The organism is Bradyrhizobium sp. USDA 4502 (genome assembly GCF_054063355.1).
Genome location: NZ_JBSSGF010000001.1, coordinates 5,167,632 through 5,189,716 on the forward strand (window position 1 = coordinate 5,167,632; position 22,085 = coordinate 5,189,716).

General features: G+C 64.5%; 23 protein-coding genes. 5 read left to right on the forward strand and 18 right to left on the reverse strand.

Features of this window, described 5'->3' with window-relative positions; genetic code table 11:
* Positions 1-15 precede the first annotated feature (15 nt).
* The 4 genes from ACVW1B_RS24135 to ACVW1B_RS24150 all read right to left on the reverse strand — a co-directional run bounded on the left by ACVW1B_RS24135 (position 16) and on the right by ACVW1B_RS24150 (position 5,113).
* Positions 16-1,494, reverse strand: coding sequence for a cell wall hydrolase (locus tag ACVW1B_RS24135; protein ID WP_310883005.1), 1,479 nt, complete (start codon positions 1,492-1,494; stop codon positions 16-18).
* Between the two features lie 123 nt (positions 1,495-1,617).
* A complete protein-coding gene (locus ACVW1B_RS24140) occupies positions 1,618-1,800 on the reverse strand; it encodes a hypothetical protein (RefSeq protein ID WP_310883004.1) in 183 nt (60 codons plus the stop codon).
* 144 nt (positions 1,801-1,944) lie between these two features.
* A complete protein-coding gene (ppdK, locus tag ACVW1B_RS24145; protein WP_310883003.1) occupies positions 1,945-4,866 on the reverse strand; it encodes a pyruvate, phosphate dikinase in 2,922 nt (973 codons plus the stop codon).
* A 91-nt stretch (positions 4,867-4,957) separates the two neighbouring features.
* On the reverse strand, positions 4,958-5,113 hold the full coding sequence (locus ACVW1B_RS24150) for a DUF3096 domain-containing protein (protein WP_016844375.1): 156 nt from the start codon (positions 5,111-5,113) through the stop codon (positions 4,958-4,960).
* A 235-nt stretch (positions 5,114-5,348) separates the two neighbouring features.
* On the opposite strand from ACVW1B_RS24150, the gene ACVW1B_RS24155 reads away from it, so the two are divergent.
* Complete coding sequence (locus ACVW1B_RS24155) at positions 5,349-5,708, forward strand: DUF1236 domain-containing protein (protein ID WP_310883002.1); 360 nt, start codon at positions 5,349-5,351, stop codon at positions 5,706-5,708.
* Between the two features lie 135 nt (positions 5,709-5,843).
* Here the strand turns inward: ACVW1B_RS24155 and ACVW1B_RS24160 are convergent, their stop codons facing one another.
* The 9 genes from ACVW1B_RS24160 to ACVW1B_RS24200 form a co-directional block, all read right to left on the reverse strand.
* On the reverse strand, positions 5,844-6,893 hold the full coding sequence (locus tag ACVW1B_RS24160; RefSeq protein WP_456822307.1) for a hypothetical protein: 1,050 nt from the start codon (positions 6,891-6,893) through the stop codon (positions 5,844-5,846).
* A 190-nt stretch (positions 6,894-7,083) separates the two neighbouring features.
* Positions 7,084-7,455 carry a GFA family protein gene (locus ACVW1B_RS24165; protein ID WP_310883000.1) on the reverse strand — a complete coding sequence of 124 codons (372 nt, stop codon included), beginning with the start codon at positions 7,453-7,455 and terminating at the stop codon, positions 7,084-7,086.
* The gene (locus tag ACVW1B_RS24170; protein ID WP_310882999.1) at positions 7,455-8,051 is read right to left on the reverse strand and encodes a class I SAM-dependent methyltransferase; all 597 of its coding nucleotides are present in this window, start codon (positions 8,049-8,051) and stop codon (positions 7,455-7,457) included. The genes ACVW1B_RS24165 and ACVW1B_RS24170 overlap by 1 nt, the downstream gene beginning before the upstream one ends.
* A 3-nt stretch (positions 8,052-8,054) precedes the next feature.
* Positions 8,055-10,151: a glycine--tRNA ligase subunit beta gene (gene glyS, locus ACVW1B_RS24175; RefSeq protein WP_456822308.1), complete on the reverse strand. Its 2,097-nt coding sequence runs from the start codon at positions 10,149-10,151 to the stop codon at positions 8,055-8,057.
* Positions 10,151-11,086 carry a glycine--tRNA ligase subunit alpha gene (locus ACVW1B_RS24180; RefSeq protein ID WP_092085757.1) on the reverse strand — a complete coding sequence of 312 codons (936 nt, stop codon included), beginning with the start codon at positions 11,084-11,086 and terminating at the stop codon, positions 10,151-10,153. The genes glyS and ACVW1B_RS24180 overlap by 1 nt, the downstream gene beginning before the upstream one ends.
* A gap of 233 nt (positions 11,087-11,319) precedes the next feature.
* Positions 11,320-11,511: a hypothetical protein gene (locus ACVW1B_RS24185; RefSeq protein ID WP_026193154.1), complete on the reverse strand. Its 192-nt coding sequence runs from the start codon at positions 11,509-11,511 to the stop codon at positions 11,320-11,322.
* A gap of 116 nt (positions 11,512-11,627) precedes the next feature.
* Entirely contained in the window at positions 11,628-12,539 is a 912-nt protein-coding gene (locus ACVW1B_RS24190) for a S49 family peptidase (protein WP_057014921.1), read from the reverse strand.
* Positions 12,540-12,835: 296 nt separating this feature from the next.
* Entirely contained in the window at positions 12,836-13,639 is an 804-nt protein-coding gene (locus ACVW1B_RS24195) for a tRNA1(Val) (adenine(37)-N6)-methyltransferase (RefSeq protein ID WP_310883029.1), read from the reverse strand.
* A 16-nt stretch (positions 13,640-13,655) separates the two neighbouring features.
* The gene (locus ACVW1B_RS24200) at positions 13,656-13,883 is read right to left on the reverse strand and encodes a putative signal transducing protein (RefSeq protein ID WP_026193157.1); all 228 of its coding nucleotides are present in this window, start codon (positions 13,881-13,883) and stop codon (positions 13,656-13,658) included.
* 135 nt (positions 13,884-14,018) lie between these two features.
* On the opposite strand from ACVW1B_RS24200, the gene ACVW1B_RS24205 reads away from it, so the two are divergent.
* Positions 14,019-15,029, forward strand: a complete 1,011-nt coding sequence (locus tag ACVW1B_RS24205; protein WP_057015096.1) for a polyprenyl synthetase family protein — start codon at positions 14,019-14,021, stop codon at positions 15,027-15,029.
* 713 nt (positions 15,030-15,742) lie between these two features.
* Here ACVW1B_RS24205 and ACVW1B_RS24210 read toward each other — a convergent pair.
* Positions 15,743-16,582, reverse strand: coding sequence for an AraC family transcriptional regulator (locus ACVW1B_RS24210; RefSeq protein ID WP_310883485.1), 840 nt, complete (start codon positions 16,580-16,582; stop codon positions 15,743-15,745).
* A 238-nt stretch (positions 16,583-16,820) separates the two neighbouring features.
* Between ACVW1B_RS24210 and ACVW1B_RS24215 the strand changes: the two genes are divergently transcribed.
* Positions 16,821-18,062, forward strand: coding sequence for an ABC transporter substrate-binding protein (locus ACVW1B_RS24215; protein ID WP_310883486.1), 1,242 nt, complete (start codon positions 16,821-16,823; stop codon positions 18,060-18,062).
* Between the two features lie 223 nt (positions 18,063-18,285).
* Positions 18,286-19,389, forward strand: a complete 1,104-nt coding sequence (locus ACVW1B_RS24220) for a mandelate racemase/muconate lactonizing enzyme family protein (protein ID WP_456822309.1) — start codon at positions 18,286-18,288, stop codon at positions 19,387-19,389.
* Positions 19,390-19,489: 100 nt separating this feature from the next.
* On the opposite strand, the gene ACVW1B_RS24225 is transcribed toward ACVW1B_RS24220, so the two are convergent.
* On the reverse strand, positions 19,490-19,861 hold the full coding sequence (locus ACVW1B_RS24225; protein WP_253607475.1) for a hypothetical protein: 372 nt from the start codon (positions 19,859-19,861) through the stop codon (positions 19,490-19,492).
* Between the two features lie 194 nt (positions 19,862-20,055).
* On the opposite strand from ACVW1B_RS24225, the gene ACVW1B_RS24230 reads away from it, so the two are divergent.
* Positions 20,056-20,280: a hypothetical protein gene (locus ACVW1B_RS24230; RefSeq protein WP_225161055.1), complete on the forward strand. Its 225-nt coding sequence runs from the start codon at positions 20,056-20,058 to the stop codon at positions 20,278-20,280.
* Between the two features lie 90 nt (positions 20,281-20,370).
* Here ACVW1B_RS24230 and ACVW1B_RS24235 read toward each other — a convergent pair whose 3' ends face one another.
* From ACVW1B_RS24235 to ACVW1B_RS24245, 3 genes are all read right to left on the reverse strand, one after another.
* Entirely contained in the window at positions 20,371-20,508 is a 138-nt protein-coding gene (locus ACVW1B_RS24235) for a hypothetical protein (RefSeq protein ID WP_016848367.1), read from the reverse strand.
* A 31-nt stretch (positions 20,509-20,539) separates the two neighbouring features.
* Positions 20,540-20,974, reverse strand: a complete 435-nt coding sequence (locus ACVW1B_RS24240; protein ID WP_057014914.1) for a cupin domain-containing protein — start codon at positions 20,972-20,974, stop codon at positions 20,540-20,542.
* 320 nt (positions 20,975-21,294) lie between these two features.
* Positions 21,295-21,951 (reverse strand): glutathione S-transferase family protein, encoded by a 657-nt coding sequence (locus ACVW1B_RS24245; protein ID WP_168857485.1) that lies wholly within the window; start codon positions 21,949-21,951, stop codon positions 21,295-21,297.
* Positions 21,952-22,085 lie beyond the last annotated feature (134 nt).

Here is a 22,085-nt window from a genome sequence, read left to right on the forward strand (position 1 = left end):
GGGAGGCAGAAGGCCCTATCGCCGGGCGCTGGCCTGCTCGGCCGAGCTCTGGGCGGCCTCGGCGAGCTGCGCCGAGATCTTGGCGGTCTCGGCCGGGTTGCCCCAGCTCGGCGCGTCGCTGCCGTCGCCCCAGGCGCGCGGGCGATAGAAGGTGTGGACGCCGAACTTGTACATCTTCTTCATCTCGCTGACCCAAGACGGTCGCACCCAATAGGCGTGGTAGTGGGTCGAGCGGTCGACTTCCGGCAGCCACAATTCGCCGTCGAGCATCGCCCTCGCGATCTTCCTGGCGCGGTCCCACATGTCGGGCTCGCGGACGACGTCAGCGACGTTGTCGCAGGCGAAGGTGAACTGACAGGCGTAATGGCGATTCTTGTTCTGGTAGACCACGCCGCACACCGTCTCCGGATATTTGCCGGAGAAGGCGCGATTCAGCACCACCTGGGCGACCGCGATCTGGCCACGCACCGCTTCACCGCGGGCTTCGAAATAGACCGCCTCGGCGAGGCACTTCTCCGACTTGGCGCGCGACTTCTCGTCGAACAGGCCGAGCCGCTCCGCCGGCGTCTTGGTGTGCTGGTCGTCCGCATTGACCTCGCCCTTCGGCGCGATGCTCTCGCCCATCTCGCCGGCCTTGACCGGACCGTCGGCATCGACCGGCAGTGACGCCATCACCTTCATGTCGGGATCGGGCGTTGCTGCCGGCGGTACGACAACCGGCGCCTCGCCGGGCTGCCAGCGCTCGAGGTTCTCCGGCGTGCCGAGCGACGAGCCGAAGAACAGGCTGGCGGTCTGGAATGCGAACGGGTCGCGCTCGCGCGCCGCATCGGCGGGCGCAGCAGCGGGCTTTGCGGGCGCGGGCTTCAGATCGTCGAGCGGGCTGGCCTCGAGCGAGAGCGACACGTCGTTCTGCTGCGGCGACGGCTTGGCATATTGCGGCAAGGGCGGCGCGCGCAGCGCCTCCTGCAATTCAGGATCGAGCGGCGCGCTGTCGGCCGGTGCGGTCGCGGTCTTCATGCCCTTGACCGACGAATTCGATGTCGCCGGATCCTCGTTCGCCGGCGCCGTATTTGCAGGCTCCGCCGGTTCGACCTGATCGGGCCGCCGGACGACGAGGCGATCGCCCTTCATGGTGCGATCGACCTTGGGAAAATCGGATGCCTGGTAGCGCGGCGGCGGGGCTGTGATCGGATTGCGCGTCACCGTTCCGGTGATGTCGAGGTTCGAACTGTCCAGTCTTGCGAGCAGGATTTGCGGCGCTTGCGGCGCGGACGTGCCGATCGGACGGCCGAAGCTGTAGGTCGCGACCTGGATTGAGCCGACGGCGGAGGCGAAGACGCGCTTCTGCCAGCGCTCGGCGACGCCGGGCTGCCGGGCCAGGAGCGAGGCAATATCCTGATATCCGATCTCGGTCGGCATCAGTGCGAAGATGCCAAGACCGAGACCGAAGAGCGCAAGACGTGCGCCCTTCGGCTGGTTACGCGACACAAACATCGTACGCTCACGCAACGCTTACTGAGTGCAATCGAACGCGGTACATCCGCGCAATTCGACCTTTCTCGTTGCTAAACCGTTTAGGTTGCCGCGGAGTTAATCGGCGTTGCTCGCGCGCTACACTCAAGCAATCGCGCATGTTTCGCGCGTTGCATTGCGCGCCTTGGTAAACGCGCGGCGCATGAAAGTCGTAAACAACAGGTCAACGGAGATGGTGAACAAAGTGTTGCAGGCACGGTAGCCACCCGCCGTCATTGCGAGGAGCGACAGCGACGAAGCAATCCATGGCTCGGCAAGTGGAAACATGGATTGCTTCGCGGAGCCTGTCATCGGGCGCGCGTTCGCGCGACCCGTTGGCTCGCAATGACGCTATATTTTCAGGCTGCCTCAACAAACAAAAATGGCCGGGACTTTGTCCCGGCCATCGCACTCTCTGAACTGTAAGATCGCTCACGCCTGGCTGGCGATCTCCTTGCCGAGCGCGGCCTGCGCCGCGGCGAGACGCGCGATCGGCACGCGATAGGGCGAGCACGAGACGTAATCGAGCCCGACCTCGTGGCAGAACGCGACCGACGCGGGATCGCCGCCGTGCTCGCCGCAGATGCCGACCTTGAGGTTCGGACGCGTCTTGCGGCCGCGGGTGACGCCGATCCTGACGAGCTCGCCGACGCCGTCGCGATCGACCGAGATGAACGGATCGATCTCGAGGATGCCCTTGGCGACATAGGTGCCGAGGAAGCTCGCGGCGTCGTCGCGGCTGATGCCGTAGGTGGTCTGCGTCAGGTCGTTGGTGCCGAAGGAGAAGAACTCCGCGGTCTCGGCCACCTCGCCCGCCATCAGGCAGGCGCGCGGCAGCTCGATCATGGTGCCGACCTGGTAGCTCAGCTTGACGCCGGTTTCCTTCATCACCGCGTTGGCTGTCGCATCGATCCGCGCCTTGACCAGATCGAACTCGGCCTTGGTCGCGATCAGCGGCACCATCACCTCGAGACCGACCGGCTTGCCGGTGCGCTTGCCGGCTTCGACGGCAGCCTCGAAGATCGCACGCGCCTGCATCTCGGCGATCTCCGGGTAGGCGATCGCAAGACGGCAGCCGCGGAAACCGAGCATCGGGTTGAACTCGGAGAGTTCGCGGGCGCGGTCGGCGAGCTTGCGCGGATCGGTGTTCATGGCACGCGCCACTTCCTCGATCTCGGCCTGGGTGTGCGGCAGGAACTCGTGCAGCGGCGGATCGAGCAAGCGGATCGTGACGGGCAGGCCCTGCATGATCTCGAACAGCTCGACGAAGTCGGCGCGCTGCATCGGCAGCAGCTTCGACAGCGCGGCGCGGCGCGACTGCTCGTCCTCGGAGAGGATCATCTCGCGCACGGTGCGGATGCGGGTCTCCTCGAAGAACATGTGCTCGGTGCGGCAGAGGCCGATGCCTTCGGCGCCGAACTTCACCGCGGTGCGCGCGTCGTCTGGCGTATCGCCGTTGACGCGAACGCCGAGCTTGCGGACCTCGTCGGCCCAGCCCATCAGCGTGCCGAACTCGCCGGACAGCTCCGGCTCGATCATCGGCATGCGGCCGGCCAGCACCTGGCCGACCGAGCCATCGATGGTGATGACGTCGCCGGTCTTGAAGGTGCGCGAGCCCACGCTCATGGTGCCGCGGCCGTAATCGACGCGGATGGTGCCGCAGCCGGAGACGCAGGGCTTGCCCATGCCGCGCGCGACCACCGCCGCGTGCGAGGTCATGCCGCCGCGGGTGGTGAGGATGCCTTCCGCGGCGTGCATGCCGTGGATGTCTTCCGGGCTGGTCTCGATGCGGACCAGGATGACCTTGCGCCCGTCGGCCTGCAGCTTGGCCGCTTCGTCCGACGAGAACACGATCTCGCCCGAGGCAGCACCAGGCGACGCCGGCAGGCCGGTCGCGATCACGTCGCGCTTGGCGGCCGGATCGATGGTCGGGTGCAGCAGCTGGTCGAGCGAGGCCGGATCGATCCGCGTCACCGCGTCCTTGCGCGAGATCAGGCCTTCATTGGCGAGTTCGACCGCGATGCGCAGCGCCGCCTTCGCGGTGCGCTTGCCGCCGCGGGTCTGCAGCATCCACAGCTTGCCCTGCTCGACCGTGAACTCCATGTCCTGCATGTCGCGGTAGTGCTTCTCGAGCAGCGTGTAGATCCGCGTCAGCTCCTTGAACGCGACCGGCATCGCGGCTTCCATCGACAGCTTGTCGGAGCCGGATTCCTGGCGCGCCTCCTCGGTGATGTCCTGCGGCGTGCGGATACCGGCGACAACGTCCTCGCCCTGCGCGTTGATGAGGAACTCGCCGTAAAGCTTGCTCTCGCCGGTCGAGGGATTGCGGGTGAACGCGACGCCGGTGGCCGAGGTCTCGCCCATGTTGCCGAACACCATCGCCTGCACATTGACGGCGGTGCCCCAGGATTCCGGAATGTCGTGCAGCTTGCGATAAGTCACCGCGCGGGCGTTCATCCAGGATGAGAACACCGCGCCGATCGCGCCCCACAGCTGATCGTGCGGATCCTGCGGGAAGTCGTGACCGGTCTCCTTGGCAACCGCTTCCTTGTACTTGCCGACCAGTTCGACCCAGTCGTCGCCGGTCAGGTCGGTATCGAGCGAATAGCCCTGGCCGTCCTTGAAGGTGTCGAGGATGTCCTCGAAGTGATGATGCTCGAAGCCGAGCACCACGTCCGAATACATCGTGATGAAGCGGCGATAGCTGTCATAGGCGAAGCGGCGGTCGCCGGAGAGTTCGGCCAGCGCCTCGACGGTGCGGTCGTTGAGGCCGAGATTGAGCACGGTGTCCATCATGCCCGGCATCGAGGCGCGCGCCCCCGAGCGGACCGAGACCAGCAGCGGGTTCTTGGCGTCGCCGAAAGTCTTGCCGGTCAGCTTGCCGACATAGTCGAGCGCCTTCTCAACCTGTGCTTTCAATTCCTTCGGATACGTCTTGTCGTGCTCGTAGAAATAGGTGCAGACCGAGGTCGGAATGGTGAAGCCGGGAGGCACCGGCAGGCCGAGATTGGCCATTTCCGCGAGGTTGGCGCCCTTGCCGCCGAGCAGATTGCGCAAGGTCGCCTGGCCCTCGGCCTTGCCGTCGCCGAACGTATAGACCCACTTGCCGGCCTTGATCGCAGCCGGGGCCGCCTTCTTCGCAATGGCCTTCGCCGGCGCCTTGCCAGCGGGCTTTGCGGCGGGCTTTGCAGCCGATTTGGGGGCGGCTTTCGGCGCCGCCTTCGGGGCGCTCTTCTTCAGTGCTTTGCGCGCCGGAGCGGCCTTGCGGGCTGCGGCGGAGGGCTTTGATTTCGCTGCTGTTTTCTCGGCAGTTTTCGCAGCAGTTTTCTTGGACTTCGCGACGGCTTTGGCCATGTCAGACAACAATCCGGAAGGAGGGGTCGAAGATGCGCGCCTTACACCATTTTGAGGGGTTCCGCGCAAGCCGCGAAACCCCTCTTTCCCGCTAGAGGTGCAGCCAGCGCAGCAGACCCATCCCCACGAGCCCGACGAAGATCAGATAGATCGCGACGATGTAATTGAGGAGCCGCGGCATGATCAGGATCAGGACGCCCGCGATCAGAGCCACGATAGCAGGTAGATGCCCAGCGGTGATGGTCATTGAAGTTTTCTCCGGGGGTTGCTTGGAGGAGCGAATCGAGCGGCAGTTTATCCGCTGAGGGAAGTTCCCACATCAAGACGCAGGTCCCGCCGACGAGTTCCCGCAACTCACGAAAATTGCTCCAAATTGCCGCGTATATGGCGGCGGTTTTCCGGAACATCACCGCAGCCGATGCATTGGCTCGCCGTGCGCATCGGCGATGGCTGGCGCGCACCGAAAAAGAATGGAGCGAGCCATGCGAAACAGATTACTTGCCGTTGCAGCGGTTGCTGCCGCGATCACGGTGCCGGCTGTTGCCGCACAGGCCCAGACCGTTGGCGTCGTCCGCGGTGGCCCGCCGGTTGCAGTCGATGATGACGAGGGCATTACTGTCGAGCAGCGTCCGGCCTTCCGCGAGTACATCGTGCGCGAGCGCGTGCCGAACTACACGGTTCCGGATCGCATCGTGGTCGGCACAGTGCTACCGGACGCCGGCGTGACCACTTACGACGTGCCGCAACGGTTCGGCGCGACGCCCTATCGTTACACCGTCGTGAACGGTGAGACCGTTCTGGTCGAGCCGCGTTCGCGACGGATCGTTCAGGTGGTCGACTAGATCAACGTCAGCACGATCGCCTGAACGACAGTCCGGGCGCCGCGCAAGCGGATGTGCGCGAGGATCGACCGGACCAGAAAGCCCCGCCCGGTTTCCCCTCCGGGCGGGGCTCTTCCGTTCTGATGCCGTGCCGGGTTACGACTTGAGGATCGAGAGCAACGTCGAGGTCGACTTGTAGCTCTTGATCGCGGCGTCCTGGAAATCCTGCGTCCAGTTGGCCGCCTGGCGCTCCTCCGCGCTCATCGAGGAATATTGCTTGAGGATGCCGAGGCTGAACTGGCGCGGATCGCCGGCGGTCTGGCTCTGCTTCAGCGCGTCGAGCACGGCGAGACGTGTCCGCGTATTGAGTTCCTGCTTGGCCGCGAAGATCTCCTCGGTGGAGAACTTCTTGTCCTGGTTCAGCGAGATCGCCGAGAGCGAGCGGTTGTCAAGCGAGGACAGGTCGGCGAGCTGTCCGGTCTTGCGGCGGGAATCGTAGACCAGCTCCTTGCCGCTCTTCGCCGCCTCGCTCTTCTGCCGATCGAGGAAGGCGCGCACGTCGCTGGCGATGCTGCTGAAGTCGCGCGTCGTGCTCTTTGTGGGAGGCGCCGTCCCCGCCAGCGCGGCCGCGATCGGATCGCCGGAAATTCCCGATGGCGCCGTGCTCGGATCCTGCTGCGTCGCCTGATAGCCCTTCAGCACCGCGGCGCGCTGGCTGGCCCAGGTTGCGGTGGCCTTCTCCTCATCGCTCGCACCATCGAGATAATCGAGCGCGGCCTTGTAGCTGATGCTGTAGTCGCCGGTCAGGCGCGTGGTCGCCAGCGACGGCTCCATCGCCTTGTCGAAGCGCTGCTTCAGCTCGGTGGCCGCAACCACCTGCTCGTCCGGGGTGAACTTGCCGCCATTGTTGGTTGAGATCGCAAACAGCGAGCGACGGTCCAGCGTCGAGAGATCGATGGTGGTCTTGCCGTCGACGATCGGTGCCTTGACGCCGGCGACCGTGTAGAGCCGGTCGAGCGTGATACGTGCATCGCTGGTGACGCTTGCGAAATCCGGCAGCGGCGCCTTGGCGAGCTGCGCGCGGGCGGCGTCCGACAGCGTGAGGTTGGTTGCGGCGTTGGATGTCGAGGACGCCGACAGATCGCCCGGCGGTGCCGTCGCCCGACAAGGTCGCCGCCAGCGAGGGCGTCGCTGCTGCCCGCGCATAGGCCGAACCATATTGGGCGTAGGGATTGGGCGTGGTGCCGATCGAGGTCATCGGGCGGTCCCTGCATTGGCGCGAGGGGCGATGTCTTAAGAAATCGTTGCTTCGTCAGGACCTTCGCAGGGCATGGTTAACAAATTGCAAATTGTGTCGAAATATTTCCAGCGCGACGCAGATCGCTGCGGCGGTGGTCTATTTGTCGACGACCCAGGCGTGGCGGCGCTGCGTGAAGACCGATTGCGACGGTGCGGGAAAATCGGGGTCCGCGAAGGCGCCGACCGCAACGCCGATCAGGTCCGGCGCGCGACCGGGCTCCCAATAGACCGACGATCCGCAATTCGGGCAGAAATGAAACACCACGGCAGATCCACTGCCGCCGATGCGGCTGTATTCGCGCGCCTCGCCCTGCGGCTCGACGTCAGCGCGCGGAAAGAACGCCGCGACGCCATAGGTGCTGCCGGTTCGCTTCTGACACTCCAGGCAATGACACAGCGCTACTGTGGTGGGCTCGCCCTGACAGGTGACGCGGAGCCGTCCGCAGGCGCATGTCGCGACCCGCGCCATCATCGCCTGCCCTTGCTGGCGACCAGCCGGTGAATGACCTTGCCGGACGAGGCACTGACGACCTCAGCGTCGAGCAGCAATTCGGCCGCTGCAAGTTCGGTCCGCACCAGCGCGGTATCGAACGCCGCGTAAAGCCGGCCATGCGCATCGCGCGCATCATCACCCGCGGTGACGCGCCAGCTCAGATAGAAGATGCCGCCGGGCTTCACGATATCGAACATGCGGCGCACCGACGGCGCGATCAGCGCGTGGTCGAGATGCATGATCACGGTCTCGCACAGCACATTGTCGAAGCTGCCGGCCGCGATGCCCGACAGATCGGGCAGTTCGGCGCGGGCAAAGCGCAGCGCCGGATAGCGGGCGCGGGCCTCCGCGAGCAGACCCTCGGAGGCGTCATAGCCTTTGGCCGGAAAGCCGTGGGCATTGAGCCAGGCCACCTCGCGGCCGCTGCCGCAGCCGATATCGGCGGTTGCGCCGCCCTTGATGAAGAAGCGCGCGACGATTTCTTGCAGATCGACCGGCGCCGGCTGGTCGTGCCAGTCCTGCGCAAACGCCGCCGCATCCTTGTCGTAAGCGGCGAGCGTTGCGCGGTCCATCGATCAGCCCTCGATCCGGGAGAAATCCGCTACCGCGCGCGTCGCGGCCCGGATCTCGTTGAGCAGCTTCAGACGGTTTTCGCGCACCTTCGGATCGTCGTCGTTGACCTTGACCTTGTCGAAGAACGCATCGACCGCCGGACGCAGCTTGGCCATCGCGCTCATCGCGGCGGCGAAGTCTTCCTTGGCGACGGCGGCGGACGCTTCGGCCTTCACCTGGTCGATCGCCTTGGCCAGCGTCTTCTCTTCGTCGAGCTTGTAGAGCGCGGCGTCAGGCGCGCCGTCGAAGGTCCGCTTGTCCCTCTTCTCCTCGATCGCGAGAATGTTGCTGGCGCGTTTCGTGCCAGCGAGCAGGTTTTTGCCGTCGTCGCTGTCGAGGAATTTGCCGAGCGCCTCGACGCGCCGGACGACGAGCAGCAGATCGTCCTGGCCACCAAGCGAGAACACGGCATCGACGAGATCGTGGCGCGCGCCCTGATCGCGCAGCTGGACCTTCAGGCGGTCGGCAAAGAAGGCTAGCAGATCGTTCGGCAGCGTTTCGGCATCGGCCTTGAGCGACAATCCGAGCAACGCGGATTTGGCCGTCTTCAGGATCGGCAGGCGCAGCGTATTCTCGACGATCAGCCTGATCGCGCCGAGCGCTGCCCGGCGCAGCGCGAACGGGTCCTTCGAACCCGTCGGCTTCTCATCGATCGCCCAGAATCCGGCGAGCGTGTCCAGCTTGTCCGCCAGCGCGACCGCGACGCTGACCGGATCGGTCGGCACGCGATCGGTCGGCCCCTGCGGCTTCCAGTGGTCCTCGCTCGCGGCGGCGACGGACGCATCCTCGCCCTGCGCCAGCGCGTAGTACTTGCCCATCAGGCCCTGCAACTCCGGGAATTCGCCGACCACTTCGGTCAGCAAATCGGCTTTCGCGAGGCGCGCGGCGCGCCTGGTCTTCGCGACGTCGGCGCCGACCAGCGGCGCGATCTCGGCGGCGAGCCGCTCGATCCGCTTGATGCGCTCCGCCTGGGTGCCGAGCTTCTCGTGGAACACGATCTGCTCGAACTTCGGCAGCCGGTCTTCCAGCTTGGTCTTCAGATCGGTCTCGTAGAAGAATTTTGCGTCGGACAGCCGCGGACGGATCACGCGCTCATTGCCGGCGACGATGGTCTTGCCGCCGTCGGGCGCCTCGATATTGGCGGTCAGCACGAACTTGTTGGTCAGCTTGCCCGTCTTGGGATCCCTGACCACGAAGCACTTCTGGTTGTTGCGGATGGTGGCGCGGATCACTTCATCCGGGATCGACAGGAATTCCTTCTCGAACGATCCCATCATCACCACCGGCCATTCGACGAGGCCCGAGACCTCATCGACCAGCACCTGGTCCTCGACCAGTTCGAGGCCCTGCGCGAACGCCAGTTCCTTGGCGTCCTCGAGGATGATGTCCTTGCGCGCCTGCGGATCGAGGATCACCTTCGCGGCCTTCAGCTTGGCCTCGTAATCCTCGAAGCGGCGCACGGAGATCGCACCCGGCGCCATGAAGCGATGGCCATAGGTGCTCTGCCTGGCCTCGATGCCGTCGACGGAGAACTTGACGATGTCGGGCTCCTCGGTCTCCAGACCGAAGGTCGCGGTGATGGCGTGCAGCGGGCGCACCCAGGTGAGCGAGCCTGATTTCGCCGAGCGCGCGCCCCAGCGCATCGATTTCGGCCAGGGGAAGGTCCGGATGATCACCGGCAGCATCTCCGCGATCACGTCGATCGCAGCGCGGCCGGGCTTTTCGATCAGCGCGATGTAGAAGTCGCCCTTCGCGTCTTTCTGGATCTTTGCCTCTTCCAGCGACGTGAGACCGGTCGCTTTCAGAAAGCCCTGCACCGCCGCATCGGGGGCGCCGATCTTCGGGCCGCGACGTTCGGTCTTCAGGTCGGGCTGGCGCGCGGGGATGCCGTGCACGGTGAGCGCAAGACGGCGCGGGGTTGCGAACGCCTTGGCGCCCTCGTACACCAGGCCTTCAGCGACCAGCTTGTCGGTCACCATGCGGCGCAGATCGTCGGCCGCTTTCGCCTGCATGCGCGCGGGAATTTCTTCGGAGAACAGTTCGAGGAGAAGATCGGGCATCAGACCGCCCTGCCCGTTTCAGTGTGGATCCATGCCTCGCCGCAGGCCTTCGCCAGGTCGCGCACGCGGGCGATGTAGCTCTGCCGCTCCGTCACCGAGATAACGCCGCGGGCGTCGAGCAGGTTGAACACGTGGCTCGCCTTGATGCACTGGTCGTAGGCCGGCAAGGCCATCAGATGTTCCTTTTGATTCCCACCCTCACGCCAGCCGGCGGCGAGATATTTGCGGCAGGCGTCCTCGGCCATCCTGAACTGCTCGAACAGCATCGCGGTGTCGGCGTGCTCGAAATTGTGTCGCGAATATTCCTGCTCGGCCTGCAGGAAAACATCGCCATAGGTGACCTTCTCGGCGCCCTCGCGGCCGTTGAAGTTGAGGTCGTAGACGCGGTCGACGCCCTGCACATACATCGCGAGCCGCTCGAGTCCGTAAGTAAGCTCGCCCGCGACCGGCGCGCATTCGACGCCGGCGACCTGCTGGAAGTAGGTGAACTGCGACACTTCCATGCCGTCGCACCAGCATTCCCAGCCGAGGCCCCAGGCGCCGAGCGTCGGGCTTTCCCAGTCGTCCTCGACGAAGCGGATGTCATGGACGGCGGCGTCGATCCCGATCGCGGCCAGCGACTTCAGGTACAGGTCCTGAAGGTTCGGCGGCGACGGCTTCATGATCACCTGGAACTGGTAGTAGTGCTGGAGGCGGTTGGGGTTTTCGCCGTAGCGACCGTCCTTGGGCCGCCGCGAGGGCTGCACATAGGCCGCGTTCCAGGGCTTGGGCCCCAGCGCGCGCAGCGTGGTCGCGGGATGGAAGGTGCCGGCGCCCATTTCCATGTCGTAGGGCTGCAGGATGACGCACCCCTGCTCCGCCCAGAACCGCTGGAGGGCCAGGATGAAGCCCTGGAACGAACGTTCCGGGCGCATGTGGTCAGGCAGGGCATCCATCGTTGGAATCGATCTCGCGAGGGGGTGTGAGGCGCGCGGGACCGTATCGGCGGCAGCCAATGGAATCAAGGCGATGGAGGATGTTTCTGCACCTCGCCCCGCTTGCGGGGAGAGGTCGAAATTCGCGCGCAGCGCGCATTTCGGGTGAGGGGGACTCTCCGCGAACTTAGGTCTTTCGAATCTGCGGAAACAGCCCCTCTCCCCGCAAGAGCGGGGCGAGGGAGATCCAAGCCCTAGCCCGGGCGATAGGCCCCGGTCACGGGGTCGCGGCGCAGGGTCTTGATTTCGCCCGCGCGGGTGGCCTCGGCCACGCGGGACAATCGCGCCTCTTCGAGTTCCTGGTTGATCCGGACGGCCGTCTTGTACGCCCAGCGGACCACGGCCAGGCTTCCCAAGACGCCTGCGAATGCAATCAGCGGCGGCATCGGTCGATCCTTGTCGTTCACGTCTGTCAGGCCCCCAACGACAGGCATTCTCGCGCAAGGCGGCCTGCGCCGCAATCGCGGTTTTGGGGCTAAATGGCGCGCTCACATCCCTGTGTTCACAGCCCGAATCTGGCCCAAATCGCCCGGGTTTCCAGCGCCGAGATCACCTCGTCCGGCAGCGCGGCCAGCCCGTCCAGCGCCGCCAGCGACCCTGCCCCCGGCGCCCGCCGGCCGAGCAGGCCGGACAGCAAGCCGCTGGCCGGCGCAATCACCGGGGTCAGCACCTTGTCGCCATAGCGGGCCCGTAGCGTGGAGCGGATGTCGCCGATGCCGTCGGCGAGCCCGAGACCGATCGCGGTATCGCCGGCCCAGTATTCACCGGTAAACAGCATGTCGTCGGCGCCCTTGAGGCGGCTGCCGCGGCTCTGCTTCACCAGCGCGATGAAGATCGCATGGATCTCGCGCTGGATCGCCTTCAGCCGGGCAACGTCGTCCGGGTTCTCGGGAAGGAACGGATCGAGCATCGCCTTGTGGCTCCCCGCCGTATACAGCCGGCGCTCGACCCCGATCTTCTTGATCAGCCCCTCCAGGCCAAAGCTGCCGCCGACCACGCCGATCGAGCCCAGGATCGAGGACGGGTCGCAATAGATCTCGTCGCCCGCGCAGGCGATCATGTAGCCGCCGGACGCCGCGACGTCCTCGACGAACACCAGCACCGGCAGCTTCTTCTCGGCGGCGAGTTGCCGGATGCGCAGATAGATCTGCCGCGACTGCACCGGCGAGCCGCCCGGCGAATTGATCACCAGCGCTACCGCCTTGGCATTCCGCGTGCCAAAGGCGCGCTCCAGCATCTTGGCGACGCCGGAGAGTGTCATGCCGGGCCGCAACGGCGTCACCGCGCCGATCACGCCTGCCAGCCGCACCACCGGCACGACGGCCGCGCCGCGCCTGAAGCGCGCCGGCAACACTGCCTGCACGCGTTCGAGCAGTCCCGAACGTCCAGCGTGATCACTTATTTGTTCACTCATGCCGTTACCTCGAATTAACCACTTTTTATCACGCCACTGTCATTGGAATCCGTGGAACGCGTTTTGCATTTTGTCATTGGGGCTGCAATGCGCGGGCGGAGAGGGACTCATGAAAATCTATCTGCTGATTTTGCTGATCGGTACACTCCTGGCGGCGATCCACTTCACGTCCACGCCGGACCGCCAGTCGGAAACGGCTTCGCAGTGATTTAGTGCCTCTGACGACGTGGGCAGCATGCCTGCCCGCTAAAGCGCAATGCCATCGCGCCTTGGCTTCTTGTTCGAGCATGATCTTTTTAGCGCCGCGCCAGCGGCAAATCCCCCTTCCCGGCCAGAATCTCCTGCACCCATTTATTGGGCACGCCTGACTCTTCATTGAGCAGCAGTGCGGCATGCAGCCGCGTCGGCGCCCGGCCGCCCTTGGTCGCCCGCACCAGGATTCGGATCGCCGGCGACGCCCCGTCGCCGTGAACGGGCAGGATCTCGACACTGCCAAAACCACGGTCCAGCGCAGCCAGCACCTCGGCAATGCCGTCGGCCCGCCAGATCAGCGCAAGCTGCCCGTTCGACTTGAGAATCCGCCGCGCCGCGTGAACCCAGCCGGCCAGCGTGGTCGCGCTCGCGACATGGGCGCGCTCGCGCACACCGTCCGGCGAGGCGCGGTGCCGCGACGGATCGTTGAACGGCGGGTTCATCAGCACGACGTCGGCGCTATCCGGCCCGAGGCCGGCATCATCGAAGGCTGCGGCGCCGGCTTCGACATCAAGCACGATCACCTTCGCCATGATCGCGTTGGTGGCGGCATTATTCCGCGCAAGCTCGGCCAGGGCCGGGTCGATTTCGACCAGGACGAGATCGATCCCCCTCACCCGCCGCGCCACCGCCAGCCCGGCCGCGCCGACGCCGGAGCCGAGATCGACGACGCGGTCGCCTGATCGAGCCGGCGTCGCCGCGGCGAGCAGGATCGCGTCATGGCCGGCGCGGTGGCCGCTGCGGGGTTGCCGCAGGCGCAATTGGCCACCGAGAAATCCGTCTTCGGTGATCCCGGCGGCCGGAGACTCGCTTTTTGACGCGTTTTCTTCACGCGAACCGGGGCCCATTTCGCTCGAAAACGCTCTAGTCATCGGCCCGCAATTCGTGGCCGAGGCCGGCATCGGTCAGGAGCTGGCGGGCCTCGTGGTTGTCGTCCTCATGCACCAGGATCCGCCGCGGCAGCACGCCGAGCGAGCCCTCGATGATGCTCATGTTCTGGTCCAGCACCAGATGATGGATGTTAGCGCTGTCGAGCAGCGCGCCGATGGCGGAGACCAGCACCATGTCATTGGTCCGTACCAATTCCCGCAAAATACGCTCTCCTGTCGCCCCGGCAGTGCGGCACTTGCGCCACATGTCAATAACTTGATGGCCTTGCCGCTGCACCGCTCAGTTTCTATTGTTATAGCTGAGCATAGTGCGTATTCGGCAAAATTGGAGACCAGCGTGGCGGTTATTGTACCCTTCGAAAGCCCGTCCAATGCTTCGATCGACGGGCTGGTGGGACTTCTCGCCGCCGACATGGAGCGCGTCAACGCGACGATCCTTTCGCGGACCGGCTCCGAGGTCACCATGATCCCCGAGGTCGCCAATCACCTGATCTCCTCCGGGGGCAAGCGGTTGCGCCCGATGCTGACGCTGGCAATGGCCCAGCTCGCGGACTATTCCGGCGACGGCCATATCAAGCTCGCCGCCGCGGTTGAGTTCATGCACACCGCGACCCTGCTGCATGACGACGTGGTCGACGAGAGCGAGCTGCGCCGCGGCAAATTGTCCGCGCGGATGCTGTGGGGCAACGAGGCCAGCGTGCTGGTCGGCGACTTCCTGCTCGGCCAGGCGTTCCGGATGATGGTCGAGGTCGGCTCGCTCCGCGCACTCGACATCCTCTCCGCCGCCGCCGCCACCATCGCCGAGGGCGAGGTGATGCAGCTTGCCGCCGCCAAGAACACCGCGACCACCGAGGACGAATATCTCGCGGTGATCCGCGGCAAGACCGCGGAGCTGTTCGCCGCCGCCTGCGAGGTCGGCCCCGTGATCGCCAACCGTCCGAAGGCCGAGCAGACCGCGTGCCGCTCGGTCGGCATGAATCTCGGCATCGCCTTCCAGCTCGTCGACGACGTGCTCGACTATGGCGGCAAATCCGCAAAACTCGGCAAGAATGTCGGCGACGATTTCCGCGAGGGCAAGATCACGCTCCCGGTGGTGCTCGCCTTCCGCCGCGGCAATGATACCGAACGCAAGTTCTGGATCCGCGCGCTGGAGCGCGGCGAGATCGGGTCGGCCGACCTCGATCACGCGATCGGGCTGATGACCAAGCACCGCGCCCTGGAAGACACCATCAGCCGCGCCCAGCACTACGGCGCGATGGCGGTCGACGCGCTGGCGCTGTTCCCACCCTCGCCGATGAAGACCGCGCTGGAAGAGGTCGTCGCGTTCTGCCTGGCGCGCTCTCATTGATCTAGGCACTCGCGAACAACAAGACGGTGTCGTCCCTGCGAAGTAGGGATCCATGCTCTGCGGCCGAAGTTGTGACGGGGACTCGTCGTTCCAACATCGCACAATAAGCAGCATCGGCGGTTATGGGTCCCTGCTTTCGCAGGGACGACACCCAGTTTGTTGCACCGCCCGTCGCAAAATATTTGTCGTCCTGGCGCAAGCCAAGACCCATGGCCACCGAATTTGATGGTGAAAGAGATCGCGGCCCCGGCGTCGCGCAACAATTGCCATTTGGGGTAATGGGTCCTGGCATTCGCCAGGACGACATCGAGTTTGTTGGCCCGGGCAACTCAGGTGTATGGCTCACCCAACAACGTCGGCACGATCGACGGTGTCGTCCCTGCGAAAGCACTAGCGTATATACATATCCTCCGCAGTCTTTCCGGAGTCTTCTCAAAGAGTTGGCCGAAAACCGCAGAGAACTTACTCATCTGCACTAGGGTTGCGCCCGCCGATTTCGGCTCTCGCCTAGTAGCTAACCCCTTGATGATGAGTCGGTTTTCTAGCCTCGAAGAGATGTGTAAATGCCCTAGTGCGAAAGCAGGGACCCATACTCCGCGGCGAGAGTTGTAGGTGGGTCTCGTCATTCTAGCGTCACGCAAATAACAAGCATCGGTGGTCATGGGTCCCTGCTTTCGCGGGGGCGACACCAGGGTTTGCTGCACCGGCGCCCGCTACTCCTTCACCGGCACCCAGATCTCCAGCCCGCCATTGCCGGTACTCGCATCGAACTTCTCGTCGTAGCGCTCGAAGTTCGGCGCGTCCGCGACCTTCATGCCGGATTGCGGCAGCCAGCGATTCCAGATCGTGTTGACGGTGCGGCGGATGGTCGAGATGTGGTCGGCGTGGGTGAACACGACGTATTTCTGCTCGGGAATCCGGACGCGCGCGAACTCGCGCGGCAGGTCGGAGAAATCGGCGACCTCGACGCCGGCGATGTAATCGAAATTGCCGGCATCATCGCCATTGCAGCAGACGCCATAGGCGACATTGCCGATCTGACGGGGAATATGCACACATTGCTGGTGGAAACTCTGCCACTGGTTCGGAATGCCGGCATCGCTGCCATTGCCGTGGTTGTAACGCTCGCCGATGCCGGCGACGAGGAACGCCTTCCCGGTGGCGATGCGCGGCGGATCGATGTGGTCGAGAGCTGTCGAGATCATGGTGATCGGCTCCTGGAGATTGAGTGTCGTCAGACACGTTGTCGCGCGCACCGTCTCGGGCGTGACGCCGAAATGGTCGCGAAACGCGCGGGTGAATGCTTCGTGGGAGCCGTAATCCGCATCCAGCGCGAGGCTGAGAATATCGGGCGCACCGGCCGCGAGTTGGCGCGCGGCTTCGCTGAGCCGCCGGGCCCGCACATAACGCATCACCGAGAACCCGGTCGCCTCCGCGAACGCCCGTACCAGATGGAAGCGCGAGACGCCGGCTACGGCGGCAATCTCGTCGAGCGTCAGCGGCGCGCCGAGATGGCTTTCGATATACCAGAGCGCCTTCTGGGCTGGATTTATGGATGACGGCTTTCCTGCAAAGCTCGGGCATCATGCACGGCTGCCGCGCGCGGCATTTGACAGTCCTTGCTGCCCGACGGCGAAACCGCGGTTCCGCTCCACGGAAATTTACCCGCAAAGCCGTCGCTGGCAACAATGTTGCAATCGTGCATACTCGCCAACGCATCGATCCGACGGCTCATCAAGCTGCCCGATAATCAAGACTGCAAGAGCCGCGGCCAGCATGTCAGGGAGGACAATGATGCACCACCAACGCTTGAGCTATGCCAACTGCGTCAAATCAGCGGCGCTTGCGGGGCTTTTGACCATCGCCGTCGCCAGCGCCGCCAACGCGCAGAAGAAATACGATCCGGGCGCAACCGACACCGAGATCAAGGTCGGCAACATCATGCCCTATTCCGGTCCGGCGTCGGCCTACGCCACGATCGGCAAGACCGAAGCCGCCTATTTCAACAAGCTCAACAGCGAAGGCGGCATCAACGGCCGCAAGGTCAACTTCATCTCCTACGATGACGCCTACTCGCCGCCGAAGATGGTCGAGCAGGCCCGCAAGCTGGTCGAAAGCGACGAGGTGCTCCTGATCTTCAATCCGCTGGGCACGCCGGGCAATACCGCGATCCAGAAATACATGAACGCCAAGAAGGTGCCGCAGCTGTTCGTCTCCACCGGCGCGGCCAAGTGGAATGATCCGAAGAACTTCCCGTGGACCATGGGCTGGCAGCCGAGCTACCAGGTCGAAGCGCGCATCTATGCCAAGTACATTCTGCAGAACTATCCGGGCAAGACCATCGGCGTGCTCTATCAGAACGACGATTTCGGCAAGGACTATCTGATCGGCCTGCATGACGGGCTCGGCGACCAGGCCAAGAAGCTGATCGTCGTCGAATCCTCCTACGAGACTTCGTCACCGACGGTGGATTCGCAGATCGTGCAGATCAAGGGCGCCAACCCCGACATCTTCGTCAACATTGCAACGCCGAAATTCGCGGCGCAGGCGATCAAGAAAGCCGCCGAGCTCGACTGGCATCCGGTACAGTTCCTGACCAACGTCTCCGGCTCGATCGGTGGCGTGATGAAGCCGGCCGGCTATGAAGCGAGCCAGGGCGTGCTGTCCACGGCGTATCTCAAGGACCCCAAGGATGCCGAGTGGAAGAACGATCCGGCGATGACCGAGTGGCGCGCCTTCATGACCAAGTGGTATCCCGAAGGCGACCTCGACGACGCCGCCACCGTATTCGGCTATGGTGTCGCCAAGGGGCTCGAGCAGGTGCTGCGGCAATGCGGCGACAATCTCACCCGCGAGAACCTGATGAAGCAGGCGGCTAGCCTCAACCTCGAGATCGGCATCTATCTGCCCGGCACCAAGATCAAGACCGGGCCGGACGACTATGCGCCGATCGAGCAGTTGCAGATGATGCGCTTCAAGGGCGAGAGCTGGGAGCGGTTCGGCCCCATCATGAGCGGCGAGAAGAGCAGTTGAGGGCTTTCCTCCACAACTTTGCGGTTCGTGATGCCCGGCCGTGCGCCGGGCATCCACGTCTTCGACATGATTCACGAGCAAGACTTGTCGCAAGCAAGACTCGTTACGAGCAAGATTTGCGATGACCGGAACCCAGACCAGCCGAAGCGCCGCCGTTCTTCAAGCTCAAGTGTCCGGCCACCACGAATTCCAGGCACATCCTGCGATCGGAAGGACAACAACAATGAAAATCACCGACGTCCGCGCCTACCATATCCGCATTCCCTACGACGCCGGGCCCGCGAGCTTCCGCCAGGGAGCTTCCGCGATCTCGGCGCTCGACATGGTGCTGGTCGAGGTTTCGACCGATGCCGGCCTCACCGGCTGGGGCGATGCGTTCGCCTATGTCTGCCCGAAGACGAGTTGCACGGCGGTGGCCGAGATGATCGCACCGCAGGCGCGCGGCCTCGAGGTGCCCGACGCCGCCAGCATCCCCGCCGCGATGGAGCAGATCCAGCGCAACCTGCATCTGTTCGGCCGCTACGGCATCACGATGTTTGCGATCTCGGCGCTCGACATCGCGCTATGGGATCTCGCCGGCAAGGTGAAGGGCGTGCCGCTGCATCAACTGATCGGCGGCGCGAAGCGCAGCACGATCCCGGCCTATGCGAGCCTGATGCGGATCGGCAATCCGGCGCATATCGCCGCCGAATGCAAGAAGGCGATCAAGCTGGGCTATTCGGCGATCAAGCTGCACGAGACCACCGTGCCTGCGGTCACCGCCGCGCGCGAGGCGATCGGCCCCGACGTGCCACTGATGGTCGACATGAACTGCCCGCTGGACGGACCCGCGGCGATCCAGTTCGCGCGCGACTGCAAGCAGGCCGCGCCGCTGTTCCTGGAGGAGCCGGTCTGGCCGCCGGAGGATTTTGCGACGCTCGCCGAGGTGCGCAGAGAAGGCCGGCTCGATATCGCGGCCGGCGAGAACGCCTGCACCGTGCATCAATTCCGCCAGATGATGACCGCGGGCGCGGTCAGTCACGCGCAGCCCTCCGTGATCAAGGTCGGCGGCATCACCGAATTTCTGAGGGTGGCCGTCCTCGCCGACGAGTTCGGCGTCCAGGTGATTCCGCACTCGCCCTATTTCGGGCCGGGCTTCCTCGCCACGCTGCATCTGATGGCGATCCGCGACGCCGGGCTGATCGAGGTGTTCTTCATGAAGCGTCCCGCCTGCCTGTGGGGCGACCGCATCGACGTCGACCCCAACGGCCATGTCGCCGTGCCGCAGGGACCCGGCCTCGGCTACGAGCCGGATCGCGACGTGATGGAGCAGTATCGGGTGGCGTAGCTGAGACCCTGTCATTGCGAGGAGCGAAGCGACGAATCAATCCATCGTTCCGCACGCGCGGTGGGATGGATTGCCTCGCTTCGCTCGCAATGACGATTTCCTACTTCGTCCCGTCCTTCGCAGCCGGCGCGGCATCCTTCGCCGGCGGCGCGTCGGCTTTCTTCTTCAGATCCTCGGTCAGCTTGACCTGCGCTGTTTGCAGATCGGTGACGAGCTTCTGCAAGCTCGCGACCGAACTCTGCAAGCTCGCGATCTGTCGGTTGGCGGCGTCGAGCTTCTGCTGATGATCCGACGTGAGCTTGTTGATCGTCTTCTGCAGGAAGTCGACATTGCTCTGCAGACAGCTGGTACGCCGCTCCATGGTTTTCTCGACGGTGCAGATCTCGATGCCGGGAACGTCCTGCGCATGCGCGGTTCCGGCGACGCCGAGTGCGAGCGGTGCCAGCAAGGCGAGAACAAAACGAGCGGTCATCGGCGTCTCCAGGCAAATGCGTCATTCACAGTTTTGTGCTCGCGACGCTGAAAGCGAGGCAGACATACCACACTGAAACCGCATTCAAGCGGTGTGCTTCACCCATTACGGGACTACTCGTGGGGACGGGGGCCTTCGGAACTTGTTTGGTTCGATCCCTTTTGGCTCGACCTTGGGCAGTGGAGACAGATCGCATGGCAACGCGCGAAAAACGGTTGGCGCAATTCGACGGCAATGGCGAACCTGCGCCGGAACAGCGCGTGGAAGTACTTTGTGAGGATCATAGCGGAACGTATCAGCTGCCGTTCGCCTGCCGCTTCGTCAACGGCCAGTGGCGCAATGACACCACCGGCGGCGCGCTGGAAGCCAATGTCATCGCCTGGCGGAAGCCGCGCGAGAAGCAGGCGGGCATGGCCTGAGGCCGGCATCGGCGCGCGCTGTTTCAAAACGCGACGCGCGCACACCGTGCCTTAAGATTTGGAACGCGGGTGGAACGAACCGCGTCCGAATCACTGATCGAGCAGCGTACTGCGTTGTTCACGGCTAGATGTGGTCATCAGCCCCAGGCTGCGCACCACATACAGAAGCATGACGATCGGCCGCAGCCAGCGGCCGATAACAAAAGTTAACTCCTCCGCAGACGACATTGCGATCCCTCCTCTCTGTCCTGCCTGGCGATCATTTCCACGGCGTGATCGGCGGCACCGCTTCGGTCGCCGGCGGCACGTCCACGGTCTTGAAATCGGCCGGGCTGACGATCTCGAGGTATTCCATGTCCTTCGAGTAATCGAACAGGTAGTGGGTGATGCCGGGACGCTGATGGATGACGTCGCCGGCCTCGACAAGCGTCTCCTTGTCCTCGTACATGAAGCGCGCCCAGCCCTTGGTCATGATGACGATCTGAAAATCGCACAGATGCTTGTGCCAGCCGGTGCCCTGCTCCGGCGGCATGTCGGGATTGGCCTTGACCAGGTGGCAGATCACCTGCCCGCTGGTGGCATCGGCGATGCCGAGATCGCGATACAGGAAGAAGTCGCGCAGACCTCCGCCCTTGAACTCGGTGTCACCGGGTTTGACGTGGGAGAATTTGCTGACGACGGCGTGCTGGTTCATTTCAAGCCTCCACGGTTCTCGTGTTCGCGAGATCGCGGCGCGGCTCGGCGTCCAAATTTTCGGCAGCGTCGCATCGTCGCGGTCACAGCTCGGTCATGCCATGCGAAATCCTTGCCAGCCGGATTGGGCTGCGGCGAACCGTCTCGCCATGCGCTGATATCGCCGCGGAAGCATTTGGAGCGAGGCGCGAATTTGCGCCTCAGTGGCTGTCGCGCGCGTCCGTCGCGCATGGCAGGTACCCGACGCCGGTGGCACGTCCATTGAGCAAGGCTTGCCTCGTGCTTGAGCCGCCGATGCAGGCAGGCCGGCACGGGCGCTGCCTAATATTCGACCTCGAGCTCCTCGACGTCGGCCGGCTCCGCCTTTGCGGCCTCGATCCATTCCTGCATCTCGGGCATCGTCATGATGGTGCTGGCATACACCGCAAGTGCAGGCTCGAGCTTGACGTCATAGGTCATGAAGCGGGTCACGACCGGCGCATACATCGCGTCCGCCATGGTGCGGCGCTCGCCGAACAGGAACGGCCCGCCCGACGCGCCTAGGCAATCGCGCCAGATGGTGCAGACGCGATCGATGTCGGCCTGCGCTCGCGACCAGATCTTGAAGCCGGGGAAATGGCCCTTGAGATTGACCGGCAGCGAAGAGCGCAGCGTGGTGAAGCCGGAATGGATTTCGCCCGAGATCGAGCGGCAATGCGCGCGCTGAATCCGGTCTTCCGGCAACAGCCCGGCATGCGGCATGATCTCGTTGAGATACTCGCCGATCGCCAGCGTATCCCACACCGTCGCACCGTCGTGGCGCAGGCAGGGCACCAGGATCGAGGACGACAGCAGCAGCAGCTCGGCGCGGGCCGACGGGTCGTCGGGCGCGGTGACCACCTCCTCGAAGTCGAGCCCGGCGAATTTCGCCAGCAGCCAGCCGCGCAGCGACCAGGAGGAGTAATTCTTGCTGCTGATGGTGAGTGTCGCTTTCGCCATATCGGTCCCTCACGCCTGAACGCGTCCTCAGCTCCCGGATATCGCGCGCCGGTTCAGCCGCCGCGCACCCGGAGCCATCAGCTTTTGCAGCAAGCCACGTGCCAATTTGCCGGGCGGCCGGCCCGCCTCTGGCG